The following is a 12,195-nucleotide window of genomic DNA, read 5'->3' as shown; positions in this document are numbered from 1 at the left end:
CTCAGCCCTCCACCACCCAGGTGTCCTTGGTTCCGCCGCCCTGCGACGAGTTGACGATCAACGAGCCTTCCTTAAGCGCCACGCGGGTAAGGCCGCCGGGCACCAGGCGGGTTTCCTTGCCCGAGAGTACAAAGGGCCGCAGGTCGATATGCCGTGGAGCGATGCCGTTTTCGACAAAGGTGGGACACGTGGACAGGCTCAAGGTCGGCTGGGCGATGTAGGCGTGGGGCCTGGCCTTGATGCGCTGGCGGAAGTCCTCGATCTCGGCGGCGGAAGAGGCCGGACCGACCAGCATGCCGTAGCCGCCGGAGCCCTGGGTTTCCTTGACCACCAGTTCCGGCAGGTTGGCCAGGACGTGGGACAGCTCATCGGGCTTGCGGCACTGGAAGGTCGGTACGTTTTGTAGCACCGGTTCTTCATCCAAGTAGAAGCGGATCATTTCCGGCACATAGGGGTAGATCGACTTGTCGTCGGCCACGCCGGTGCCGATGGCATTGGCCAGCACCACATTGCCAGCGCAATAGGCGGCGACCAGGCCGGGCACGCCGAGCATCGATTCGGGGTTGAAGGCCTTGGGGTCAAGGAAGGCGTCGTCGATGCGCCGGTAAATCACGTCCACCGGCTTGGGCCCATCGGTGGTGCGCATGAACACCTTGAGGTCGTGGACGAACAGGTCGGCACCTTCCACCAGTTCCACGCCCATTTCCCGGGCCAGGAACGCATGTTCGAAGAACGCGCTGTTGAAGCGGCCCGGCGTCAGCACCACCACATTGGGGTTGTCCAGGCGGCTGGAGCTCTTGAGGGTCTTGAGCAGCAGGTTGGGGTAGTGGTCCACCGGCGCGATGCGCTGCTTGGCGAACACCTCGGGAAACAGGCGCATCATCATCTTGCGGTCTTCGAGCATGTAGCTCACGCCGCTGGGGGTGCGCAGGTTGTCTTCGAGCACGTAGTAGGTGCCGTCGCCGTCGCGCACCAGGTCCACGCCCGAAATATGCGAGTAGATGTCGCGGTGCAGGTCCAGGCCGACCATCGCCTTCTGGTAACCCTCGTTGCCCAGCACCTGGTCCGCCGGAATGATCCCGGCCTTGATGATGCGCTGGTCGTGGTAGATGTCGGCGAGGAACATGTTCAGTGCGTTGACGCGCTGGATACAGCCGCGTTCGATCACGCTCCATTCACTGGCGGGGATGCTGCGGGGGATGATGTCGAAGGGGATCAGGCGCTCGGTGTCTTGCTCGTCGCCATAGAGGGTGAAGGTGATTCCGGCGCGGTGGAACAGCAAATCGGCTTCACGGCGACGCTGGGCCAGCAGTTCCGGCGGCGTATTCGCCAGCCAGCGGGAGAAATCCTGATAATGCGCACGGCACACGCCATCTGCGTCATTCATTTCATCGAAGAAACATCGAGCCATTCCAGTACCTTGTCAGTGCCGAGGGACGCTTGGGTGGCACTGCCGTTTCAAAAAACGCATTTTTATAAGGGCCGTGGCTAAGGGTGCCAACGGGCCTGGTCCTTACTTTCTTATGGGGTCGGCTCTGGGTCGGGGGGTAACGAATGCTCCTGTATCCGGGCAGATGAAAGGATAAAGCAATGCCTGTGCCGGAACCGTACATTCCTTGTAGTGAGCGCGCTTGCCCCGCGCTGGGCTGCGCAGCGGCCCCAGAAAGCGAGGGAGCGCTGCGCACTCCAACGCGGGGCAAGCCCGCTCACCACAAGGGGGCAGCGCCTGGCAGGCGCCCCGACTTGGTGCATGAACAAACTTGAACTTCACCTACCCCCGATTCTTCTAACGGGACTCGAACCTGTGTGGAGCACTGTCGTGCCCAGAATCATCTCGCCCAACACGCCGGAGTCGGCCCTGACCGACCACAGCGAACACAACGCCAAGATCTTCGGCTCGCCCAAGGACCGCCTCGATTTCTACCGGCGTGAAATCCAGTACGAAACCACCATCCTCGCCAACCGCACTGACGCCTACCTCACGGCGCAATCATTCCTGGTGATCGCCTTTGTGTCCGGCATGGGCAACCTCAACCCGGAGTGGGGCAAGCTGTTCACCCTGGTGGTGCCGGTGTTCCTGGTCTCGCTGGGCATTCTCAGTTCCCTCAATGCCTGGCCGGGCATCCGGGCCGCGTATGAAATCATCGACCACTGGCACTACAAGCAGAGCGAACTGCTGCGCAGCGAGCCGGTGATGGGCATGGCCTACGATGAATCGCCGCTGTTCTCCGAAATGGAGTCGTCCCACAAGGGCTACCGCAAGTCGCTGCTGTTCTCCATGCGGGCACCGTGGCTGTTCATGGTGTTCTGGCTGGTGCTGGGGATCTACGCGTTCTATATCCAGGTCGACAATCCGATCCGGTGAGCAATCGGACGGAACTTCGCCGGTCAGCCCGGCGCCTTACCTTCAGGCCCTGCTGATTTCCCACCGGCCTAAATTGAGGTGACCCATGAGCACAAGCAAAGACCCCCAACTCGATAACCGTAACGATCCGGCCATCGACGGCGGCGAACCGGCCCCGGGTACCGCTGCAGAAGCGCCGAAGGACCCGGTTCCAGCCAAAGACCCCAAGGCCAAGGAAAACGACTACAGTCCAGACTTCAAGCCCGAGCGCGAGCCCAAGCCTGAAACCGATGCTGATATCGACACCCAAGGCGGCTAGAGGAGACGGTCATGTCCAAAGAACTCGACGAAGAACTCAACGATCCGGGCAATGAAGACCCGGGTTCCCTGATGGATGATGCAGAAGTGCCGCTCAACGACCTGGATGAAGCGGCAGACGTTGGCAATACCGAGCGTCAAGACTGAGCGTTCGCCTTGGCTCGTCGTTCATACCACACCAGCATCGGCTGGGTACTCAGGCCATGAACGACGATGCTCAGGGCAATCACTGACAAGGTCAGGTTGACCGCCACCGCGCTGCTGGTGCCGATCAAACCGTGGTTGAGCGCGTAGAACAGGTAGTAAATGCTGCCGATCCCGCGAATACCAAACCACCCCATCAGCCCGCGCTGCCGCAGATCGATCAGGCGGCCCCAGGGCATTGCCAGCACGCCCATCGGGCGGATGACGCAGAACAGCAACGCCGCCACCGGCAGTGCACGCCAATCCCAATGGCTCGCCAGCACGATGCCCAGCACCGTCACCAGGAACACCTCCATTGAACGCTCCACCAGGCTGCCGAACGAGAGCATGTCGCCCATCATCACGCCGGCGGCGATCTGTGTGTCTTTCAGTTCGCTGACATCGCCTTGCAGTGCGCGTTCTGGCTCAACCTCCAGGTGGCCCACCACCGGCAGCGCCAGATGCTCCGACGGTGTCTGCGAATTCCCGGTGGAGCGGAACTCCGCCTGGCGCAGACCAAGCCCCGCCGCAAACACCGACAGGAAGCCATAACCGCCCACCGCCTCGGCGACGACGTAGGCCAACGCGATCAGCGCCAGCGTCAGGTAGTCATTGGGCGAGAGCGTGCTGTCACTGTTGGTGATGCGCATCCACAGTGTCACACGGCCAATGCCGCGGCCCATCCAGTAGCCGATCAGTAACCCGGCCGGCACAGCCCAAAGCAGATTCTTCAGCACCCAGCCGCCCAGCCAGTCCCCGTCGAAACCGCCGTGCTGCATGAACAGCAGGGCAAAGATCACAAAGGGGAAGGCCGTGCCGTCGTTCAAACCGGCCTCACCGGACAGGCCAAAACGCAGCGCGTCATAGTCCTGGGCGTTATTGACCTGCACCAGGCCTGCCAGTACCGGATCAGTCGGCGCCAGGATTGCGCCCACCAGCAGCGACACGCCCCAAGACAACGCAAACAGGTAATGCAGCGCCAGGCAGATGCCGAGGATGGTCAGCAGCATCACCGGCCCGGCCATGCCAAATGCAATGCGCCAGGTCCGGTGCTTGAGCGGCAGGCGCAGTTTCAACCCGCTGACGAACAGCGAAAACAACACCGCGACTTCCGTCAGGTGTTCCATCCAGCGTGCGGAGTTCTTGATATCCAAGTGCAGCAGGTCGACGCCCAGCGGGCCGATCCCCACACCCAGCAGCAGGCACACTGCCGAAGTGGTGACTGGCATCCAGCGCAGGTAGGAGGAGGTGAGGGCAAGGGTGAGCAATACGGCGCCCAGAACGGCCATCCATAGAATAAAAGTCATCGAGCGTGTACCGAGGCCGTGGTCTGTTCAGGTTGGAGGACCGTGGCCGGTCACGGGTTCAATGTGATTGGATCAACTGCGAACCGATGGTTTTCAGGCGAATCATGTCCATCAACTGCCGCAACCCCGGCTGCGACTGGCGCCGGCTCGGGTAGTACATGCACAGGGGTTCACCCAGGCAGGCCCAGTCGGGCAGCACCTCCACCAAGCGCCCATCCTTGAGTTCCCGCTCGACGCGGTTGGACAGGCAGTAGGCAATGCCCACGCCTTGCAGCGCAGCGTTGACGATGGTCTCGGTGTCGGCCGCGCTGAAGTGGCCGGGCACATCGATACGCTGCTGACGCGCGCCGTTACCCAGCTCCCACTTGAAGGTGGTCTTGTCGCCCAGGTACATGCGGATGCAGGCGTGTTGCAACAGGTCTTTGGGCACCTGGGGCATGCCACGGCGAGCCAGGTAGGCGGGGGACGCGACCATGATCCAGCGCAACTCACCGGTCAGCGGCACCGCGACCATGTCCTGGGGCACGGTGGCGCCGTAGCGGATACCGGCGTCGTAGCCCTCGGCGATGATGTCGATCATCTGGTCTTGCACGATCAGGTCCAGGCGCAGTTGCGGGTAGGCGGCGCAGAAATCCCCGAGGATTGGCGCCAGCAGCAACACCGCCGCATCCCGTGGCACGTTGAGGCGCAGGCGGCCGATGGGGGCTTCGCGATACAGCTCCAAGGTGTCGAGGCCGTCCTTGATAGTGGCAAAACCCTGGGTGAGTTTTTCTGCCAGCAGCGAGCCGGCATCGGTGGGCTCCACGGCCCGGCTGGTGCGATACAGCAGCTTCACCCCCAGGCGGGTTTCCAGGTTACGCATGGTGTGGCTCAACGCCGAAGTGGTCACGCCCAGTTCGTGGGCGGCATGGCGGAAGCTGCGGCGGCGGATGATGGCCATGAACACGTTGAGATCAGCCAGTTCGGAACGATTGAAGGCAGCCATTTCAAGTCTCTAATGCAGGAGTTCGGCTGCATGCGGCGTTGAGCCCGATTCAACCGTGGATGACTTAGAGTAATTGTTTTTCTAAGCATTATTGCCGCCCACAGGATTTTTTTATGCACGTTGAGACCATCAGAATTGCCGGCATTGACCAAGCGGTCTCGCGCATCGCCCTCGGCACTTGGTCCATGGGCGGGCACCTGTGGGGCGGGGCCGATAACGAGCAGGCCATCCGCACCCTGCGGCATGCGCTGGCCATCGGCATCAATTTGATCGACACCGCACCTGTCTACGGGTTTGGCCTCTCTGAGGAACTGATCGGCAAGGCCCTGCGCGGCGTGCGCCACAGTGCGGTGATCGCGACCAAGGCCGGCCTGCAATGGGACAGCGGCAGCGCCCGGCGCAACGCCACGGCCCAGCGCATTCGCAAAGAAGTCGAAGACTCCCTGAAGCGCCTGGAAACCGACTACATCGACCTGTACCAGATCCACTGGCCCGACCCCTTGGTCGCCCAGGAAGAAACCGCCGATGAACTGGAGCGCTTGCGCCGCGAAGGCAAGATTCTGGCCGTCGGTGTGAGCAACTATTCCTCTGCGCAAATGGACGATTTCAGCCAGCACACTGCGCTGGCCACGGTGCAGCCGCCCTACAACCTGTTCGAACGCGCCATCGACAGCGAGATCCTGCCGTACGCCAAGCAGCATGCCCTGGTGGTGCTTGCCTACGGCCCGCTGTGCCGGGGCTTGCTCACTGGCAGCATGCACTCGGCCACGCGCTTTGCCGGTGATGACGTGCGCAAGCTCGACCCCAAGTTCAAGGCGCCACGCTTCGACCAGTACCTGGCCGCTGTTGCCGCGCTGGACCTGTATGCCCGTGAGTGCCACGGCAAGTCGGTGCTCGCCCTGGCCCTGCGCTGGGTGCTCGACCAGGGCCCAACCATCGCGCTGTGGGGCGCCCGGCGGCCGGAGCAGTTAAAAGGCTACCAGGAGGCCTTCGGCTGGCACCTGACCCCTGAAGACCTGACGCATATCGACCGTATTCTGGCCAGCACGATAAAAGATCCGATCGGCCCGGAATTTATGGCCCCGCCCAAGCGTTAACGACCTCTTTGGACCATAAACGACACGGCCGCAAACTTACCCATTGAACGACTGTTCAGTTTGAACTATGTTGACCGCATCCGCCCGTTTGCCACTCGACGGGTTCGCGCTGTTTCTTCTTGAACAAGAGGCTCTGGCATGCGGTTTTCCCCCTTCGTCGATCGAATTGCAGGGCAGGGCGTCGCCGCCTGGGACATCCACCACGCGGCCTACCAGGCTGCCAGCCAGGGCGAAGACATCATCATCCTCAGCGTCGGCGACCCGGACTTCGCCACGCCAGGTTTCATAACCGAGACCGCCGTAAGTGCCCTGCGCGAAGGCGACACCCACTACACCGAGATCCCTGGCCGCCCGGCACTGCGCGACGCCATTGCCGCGCGCTACAGCAAGACCCTGCAACGCCCATTGGATGCCGCCAACGTCATCACCGTCGCCGGTGCGCAGAACGCATTGTTCGTGACATCGCTGTGCCTGTTGCAGGCCGGTGACGAGGTGCTGGTGCTCGACCCGATGTACGTCACCTACGAGGCCACGCTCAAGGCCAGCGGCGCAACGCTGGTGCGTGTGCCGTGCTCGCCGGAGTCGGGCTTTCGCCTGGACGCGCAGTTGCTGGCTGCGGCGATCACACCCCGCACACGGGCGATTTTCTTCTCCAACCCGAACAACCCGACCGGCGTGGTGCTGAACCCGCAGGAGTTGCAAGCCATCGCCGACCTGGCCGTCGCCCACGACCTGTGGGTGGTGGTGGATGAGGTCTATGAAAGCCTGGTGTTCGACGGCGAATACCACAGCCTCGCCGCACTGCCGGGCATGGCCGAGCGCTGCGTGGTGATCGGCAGTTTGTCCAAGTCCCACGCCATGACCGGTTGGCGCATCGGCTGGATCATCGCTGCGCCGCAAATGGTCGCCCATGCTGAAACCCTGGTGTTGAGCATGCTCTACGGGCTGCCCGGCTTTGTAATGGAGGCTGCGACCGCTGCAGTGCTGGCCCATGACCAAGTGACCCAGGGCATGCGCGAGATTTATCGGCGCCGGCGCGACCTGGTGGTGACGGGGCTCAGTGCTTGCCCAGGCATCAAGGTGCAAACGCCGCAAGCCGGGATGTTTGTGCTGGTGGATGTGCGTGATACCGGCCTGGGCTCGCTGGATTTCGCCTGGCGTTTGTTTCGCGAAGCTGGGGTGTCGGTGCTGGACGCCGCCGCGTTCGGCGAGCCCGCCCAGGGTTTCGTGCGGTTGTCGTTCACCCTCGGGGAAGCGCGTTTGGCCGAAGCCTGCCAGCGCATCGCGCAGTTCGTCGCCAAGCTGGCCGGTGAGCCGCGTATCGCCGCAGCACCCAGAATCGAGGTGGTGCAACCGGCGCAAGCAAAGAAGATGATCGAGGTCATCGACCTGCATAAACGCTTCGGCAATATCGAGGTGCTCAAGGGCATTTCGCTCACGGCCCACGAAGGCGATGTGATCTCGCTGATCGGCGCCAGTGGATCGGGCAAAAGTACCCTGCTGCGCTGCATCAACATGCTTGAAGTGCCGGACCAGGGCAGCATTCATGTAGACGGCGAGAGCATCAAGCTCAACTACGGCCGCCCTGGCGCACCGCTGGTGGCGGACGCCAAGCAACTGGTGCGCATCCGTTCGACCCTGGGCATGGTGTTCCAGAACTTCAACCTGTGGCCACACCGCACCGTGCTGGAAAACCTTATCGAAGCCCCCACCCAGGTGCTGCGCGAAAGCCGCGCCGAAGCCATCGAACGCGCCGAAGCCTTGCTCGACCGCGTCGGCCTGGCCGCCAAGCGCAATGAGTACCCGGCGTTCCTTTCCGGTGGCCAGCAACAGCGTGTGGCGATTGCCCGCGCGCTGGCCATGCGGCCCAAAGTCATGCTGTTCGACGAACCCACCTCGGCCCTCGACCCGGAACTGGTGGGCGAAGTACTGCGGGTGATCCGCTCCCTGGCCGAGGAAGGCCGCACCATGATCCTGGTCACCCATGAAATGGCGTTCGCCCGGGATGTGTCGTCGAAAGTGGCGTTCCTGCACCAAGGCATGATCGAAGAAACCGGCTCGCCGGATGCGGTGTTTATTGACCCACGCAGTGAGCGTTGCCGGCAGTTCGTCAACGCGCATCAAACTCGCTAACTCCAGAAAAAGACGGGGCAAAAATCATGAAATCCAAGCGTATGGCAACGTGGTTGAGCAGTGCAGTGTTGATGGTGGTCGCAGGTTTCACCTGGGCAGCAGACAAGCCCATCGTGTTTGCGGTGGCGGCCGAACCCTATCCGCCCTTCACCGTGAAGGGCGGCAATGGCCAGTGGTCCGGCTTTGAGGTGGACCTGATCCACAAGCTCTGCGAAGGCATGAAAGCCGAGTGTCAGATCAAGGAAGTGGCGTGGGACGGCATCATTCCCTCGCTGCTGGCGAAGAAGATCGACGTGATTTTCTCCTCGATGTCGGTGACCGATGAGCGCGAAAAACAGATCGCTTTCAGCCGTGCCTACTACGACTCCCTGCTGGGTGTCGCCGGGCCCAAGGGCAGCGAAGTCGAGATCTCCCCGGCGGGCCTCAAGGGCAAGTTGATCGGCGTGCAGATCTCCACCGTCAGTGCCAATTACCTGAAGAAGTACTACGAAAACATCGCCGACCTTAAGTACTACGACACCCAGGAATCGGCCAACGCCGACCTGATCGCCGGGCGTATCGACTACATGATGGCCGACGACACCGCCATCGCTATGATGGTCAAGACCCCCGAAGCCAGCGGCCTGGCGCACATTGCCAGCGTGCCCTACGACCCGATCATCGGGCGCGGCGTCGGCGCCGGTTTGCGCAAGGAAGACACCGCGCTCAAGGCCCGGCTGGACAAAGCCATCGGCGAGTTGCTGGTGAGCAAGGACTATGACGACCTGTCGCAGCACTATTTCGGTTTGTCGGTGAGCCCGTGCAAACGCAGCGATACTCCGGCGTTTGTTAGCAAGACCTGTGACAGCCCGTACCAACAAGTCGCCCAGAAGAGCGAATGATGTTCGACCTTCTCAGCTTTGGCGAACAAGGGTGGGGCAATGCGCTGCTCAAGGGGTTATGGATGACCCTGCAGATCTCCGCCGGCGCCTTCGCGGTCGGCTTGCTGATTGGCCTGGTGGTGGCGTGCGCCAAGCTCAGTGCGCCGCGCCCCATCGCGCTGCTGATGCGCGGCTACACCACAGTGTTTCGCGCGGTGCCGGAGTTGCTGCTGATCCTGCTGCTGTATTACGCAGGCTCCATGGGCCTTAACGCGTTGATGCTGTGGATGGGCTTCGAGCAAGTGAATATCAGCGGCCCGCTGGTGGCGATCCTGGTGCTGGGCCTGGTACAGGGCGCCTATGCCTCGGAGATTTTCCGCGCGGCGATCCTGGCGATTCCCCACGGCCAGATCGAAGCGGCGCGGGCCTTCGGCCTCAGCGGGCTGGGCCTGTTCCGGCGGGTGACGCTGCCGATCATGGCGCCGTTCGCCCTGGCAGGCATGTCCAACCTGTGGATCAACCTGATCAAGGACAGCGCCTTGATCAGCGTGGTCGGCACCAACGAATTGCTCTATACCGCCAAGCAGGCGGCCGGCTCCACGCGCCAGTACCTGCTGTTCTACCTCACGGCCGCCGCCTTGTATTACCTGGTGACGCTGGCTTCCAACTACCTGTCCGGGCGCCTGGAGCGACGTATCCGTCGCTGGATGCCGGTTGTCGAGTGAGCGGCCCATGCCTGAATGGATAAGTTATTACGCCGGCTTGATCGCCAAGGGGTTGCAGACCACCTTGTCGTTGCTGGTGGTGTCGGCGGTGCTCGGATTTGCCCTGGCGGTGCTGGTCGCGCTGGCGCGGTTGTCGCGGCGCAAGTGGCTGGCGCGCGGGGCGCTGGCCTACACCAGCGTGCTGCGCGGCACGCCGCTGCTGATCCAGATCTACATTTTCTACTACGGCCTGGGCAGCCTGTTCGCGCAGTTCCCGATGATTCGCGGCAGCTTCCTGTGGCCGTACCTGCGCGACGGTTACTGGTACATGGTGTTTGCCCTGGTGCTGTCGGTCGGCGCCTATGTGGGCGAGGTGATTCGCGGCGGCCTGCTGGCCGTGCCCAAGGGGGAAATGGAAGCCGCCTCGGCCTTCGGCATGACCCCACGCCAGGCGCTGCTACGGGTACGGCTGCCACGGGCGATGCGCCTGTTGCTACCGACCCTGGCCGGGGAAACGGTGATGCTGCTCAAGTCCACCGCGCTGGCCTCGACCATTGCCGTGGTCGACCTGCTGGGTGCGGCCAACGTGGTGCGCGCGCAGACCCTGCAGATCTATCAGCCATTGCTGCTGGTGGCGGGGGTCTACCTGTGCCTGACCTTCGTGATTGAAGCCGTCTATGCGATTGCCGAACGGCGCGGCACGCCACTGCGCAGGTCGGCCGGATGAAACAGGACGGCTCGCTGCAAGGGATTGCCCTGTGTTCCCTGGCCTACGCATTCCTGGCGCTGCAGGATGCGGTGATCAAATGGCTGGTGGCCGATTACTCGGTGTTCACCATTCTGTTCTGGCGCAGCCTGGTGGTGGTGTTCGCCTGCGTGATGGCGGGGCGCATGGGGCTGTTGCGGCGCGCGTGGACGTCGGTCAGCCGCCGCTTGCTGATCATTCGCGGGCTGTTGTCGTTGCTGGCGTGGTTGCTGTACTACACCGCCGCCAAGGACCTGAGCCTGGCGGAAATGACCACGCTGTATTTCTCCGCGCCGATCATGGTCACGCTGCTGGCGGCGCTGATCCTCAAGGAGCGCGCCAGTCGCGGCCAGTGGATCGCGCTGATCATCGGTTTTGTCGGCGTGGTGATCGCCTGTCGCCCCAGCCATCTGCTCGATCCGGTGCCCATCGCGCTGACATTGGCCGCCGCCTTGTGCTGGGCGTTTACCTATATCCAGTTGCGCCAGGTCGACCCGAGCACCTCGGTACTGGAGCAGATGCTGATCACCAACATGGTGTTTGTGCTGTGCATGGCGGTGACCTTGCCCTGGACCCATACGCCATCGCCCACGCCGGCGTGGCTCGGCATGCTGGCGGCGGGCCTGGTGGGCGGTATCGGCCAGTTCCTGTTGTTTGCGAGTTTTCGTCGGGCCACCGCGACGTTGCTGGCGCCGTTCGAATACACCGGGTTGATCTGGGCGTTCCTGCTCTCAAGCCTGGTGTGGGGCACGCTCATGGAAGGTTCGCTGATCGTCGGCGCGGTGTTGATCGCCATCAGCGGTACCCTGGCCATGCTCAGTGCGCGGCACCCGGTGTCACAGGATGTGGTCGGCGCCGAATGCGCCGTGACGCAACCCCTGTACCCAGCAGCGGCAGATGTGCAGGCCGTTGGCGGGGCTGAAGGTGCCGGGGTTGAGGCACCCCTCGAGCCAGAGTCCGTCGAGCATCGCCGATAGGCCAATGGCCGCCAGGTGGCTGTCGTGGATCACCAGGCGTTCGCTGCGGGCCAGGTCGTCCAGCAGTTGTTGGATCAATGCCAGGTAGGCGTGGTAGCTGTTTTCGTGGGACTGGTTCACGTGGGGCGAGTGGCGGATCAGGCTCCAGAACACCACCCACACGCCGAGCAGGTCGGGGTCCATGACCCTGGGCGAAAACGAGGCAGTGAGGAAGGCGTCGAGCCGTGCGGCGGCGCCATCCGCCAGCTCGACCTGTTCCCACAGGGCGGTGGTCAGCTCGTTGGCGAGCTTTTGGTAGGTCTCGGCGATCAGCGCGTCGATGCTGCCGAAATGGTGGTTGAGCAACCCCACTGACACCCCGGCTTCGGAGGCGATACGCCGCACGGAAATCCCGGCGTGCCCGTCACGGGCCAGGCAGGTGAGGGTGGCGGCAATCAGCAGGTCGCGGCGCTCGTCGGGGTCGGCACGGCGCAGTTTGGAAGGTTCGACAGTCATGGACAGGCCTTTGAAGAAACACCACAGCGCTCAGGTTAGTTGAACAC

The 12,195-nt window shown here is 62.9% G+C and carries 12 protein-coding genes and 1 pseudogene; 9 read left to right on the top strand and 4 right to left on the bottom strand.

The window, feature by feature from the left end; translation table 11 throughout:
• Nucleotide 1: 1 nt before the first annotated feature.
• On the bottom strand, nt 2-1,411 hold the full coding sequence (locus tag CWC48_RS26060; RefSeq protein WP_100490678.1) for a circularly permuted type 2 ATP-grasp protein: 1,410 nt from the start codon (nt 1,409-1,411) through the stop codon (nt 2-4).
• Between the two features lie 408 nt (nt 1,412-1,819).
• On the opposite strand from CWC48_RS26060, the gene CWC48_RS26055 reads away from it, so the two are divergent.
• The 3 genes from CWC48_RS26055 (at nt 1,820) to CWC48_RS30645 (ending at nt 2,809) form a co-directional block, all read left to right on the top strand.
• A complete protein-coding gene (locus tag CWC48_RS26055) occupies nt 1,820-2,365 on the top strand; it encodes a hypothetical protein (RefSeq protein WP_078048430.1) in 546 nt (181 codons plus the stop codon).
• 85 nt (nt 2,366-2,450) lie between these two features.
• Nucleotides 2,451-2,663, top strand: a complete 213-nt coding sequence (locus CWC48_RS26050) for a hypothetical protein (RefSeq protein WP_078048431.1) — start codon at nt 2,451-2,453, stop codon at nt 2,661-2,663.
• A gap of 11 nt (nt 2,664-2,674) precedes the next feature.
• Nucleotides 2,675-2,809, top strand: coding sequence for a hypothetical protein (locus tag CWC48_RS30645; protein ID WP_256581760.1), 135 nt, complete (start codon nt 2,675-2,677; stop codon nt 2,807-2,809).
• Here CWC48_RS30645 and CWC48_RS26045 read toward each other — a convergent pair.
• Both CWC48_RS26045 and CWC48_RS26040 read right to left on the bottom strand, forming a co-directional pair.
• A complete protein-coding gene (locus CWC48_RS26045; RefSeq protein WP_100490677.1) occupies nt 2,800-4,152 on the bottom strand; it encodes a sodium:proton antiporter in 1,353 nt (450 codons plus the stop codon). The genes CWC48_RS30645 and CWC48_RS26045 overlap by 10 nt on opposite strands.
• 58 nt (nt 4,153-4,210) lie before the next feature.
• On the bottom strand, nt 4,211-5,137 hold the full coding sequence (locus CWC48_RS26040) for a LysR family transcriptional regulator (RefSeq protein ID WP_078048433.1): 927 nt from the start codon (nt 5,135-5,137) through the stop codon (nt 4,211-4,213).
• A 113-nt stretch (nt 5,138-5,250) separates the two neighbouring features.
• On the opposite strand from CWC48_RS26040, the gene CWC48_RS26035 reads away from it, so the two are divergent.
• The 6 genes from CWC48_RS26035 to CWC48_RS30630 all read left to right on the top strand — a co-directional run bounded on the left by CWC48_RS26035 (nt 5,251) and on the right by CWC48_RS30630 (nt 11,653).
• Nucleotides 5,251-6,234 carry an aldo/keto reductase gene (locus tag CWC48_RS26035; protein WP_078048434.1) on the top strand — a complete coding sequence of 328 codons (984 nt, stop codon included), beginning with the start codon at nt 5,251-5,253 and terminating at the stop codon, nt 6,232-6,234.
• Between the two features lie 138 nt (nt 6,235-6,372).
• A complete protein-coding gene (locus tag CWC48_RS30715) occupies nt 6,373-8,367 on the top strand; it encodes an aminotransferase class I/II-fold pyridoxal phosphate-dependent enzyme (RefSeq protein ID WP_100490676.1) in 1,995 nt (664 codons plus the stop codon).
• A 26-nt stretch (nt 8,368-8,393) separates the two neighbouring features.
• Nucleotides 8,394-9,248, top strand: a complete 855-nt coding sequence (locus CWC48_RS26025) for a transporter substrate-binding domain-containing protein (protein ID WP_078048436.1) — start codon at nt 8,394-8,396, stop codon at nt 9,246-9,248.
• Nucleotides 9,248-9,952 (top strand): ABC transporter permease, encoded by a 705-nt coding sequence (locus CWC48_RS26020; protein WP_078048437.1) that lies wholly within the window; start codon nt 9,248-9,250, stop codon nt 9,950-9,952. Before CWC48_RS26025 ends, CWC48_RS26020 begins: the two co-directional genes overlap by 1 nt.
• 7 nt (nt 9,953-9,959) lie before the next feature.
• The gene (locus CWC48_RS26015) at nt 9,960-10,658 is read left to right on the top strand and encodes an ABC transporter permease (RefSeq protein WP_100490674.1); all 699 of its coding nucleotides are present in this window, start codon (nt 9,960-9,962) and stop codon (nt 10,656-10,658) included.
• Nucleotides 10,655-11,653: a DMT family transporter gene (locus CWC48_RS30630; protein WP_078048439.1), complete on the top strand. Its 999-nt coding sequence runs from the start codon at nt 10,655-10,657 to the stop codon at nt 11,651-11,653. The genes CWC48_RS26015 and CWC48_RS30630 overlap by 4 nt, the downstream gene beginning before the upstream one ends.
• Here CWC48_RS30630 and CWC48_RS26005 read toward each other — a convergent pair.
• Nucleotides 11,609-12,148: pseudogene (locus tag CWC48_RS26005) on the bottom strand (TetR/AcrR family transcriptional regulator); the annotation flags it as partial. The gene CWC48_RS30630 and the pseudogene CWC48_RS26005 sit on opposite strands and share 45 nt — an antisense overlap.
• Nucleotides 12,149-12,195: the final 47 nt, after the last annotated feature.

Source organism: Pseudomonas sp. S10E 269 (assembly GCF_002798465.1).
Taxonomy (GTDB): domain Bacteria; phylum Pseudomonadota; class Gammaproteobacteria; order Pseudomonadales; family Pseudomonadaceae; genus Aquipseudomonas; species Aquipseudomonas pergaminensis.
Note: the sequence above shows the minus strand (reverse complement) of the source record. Positions and strands in the feature narration are given on the sequence as shown.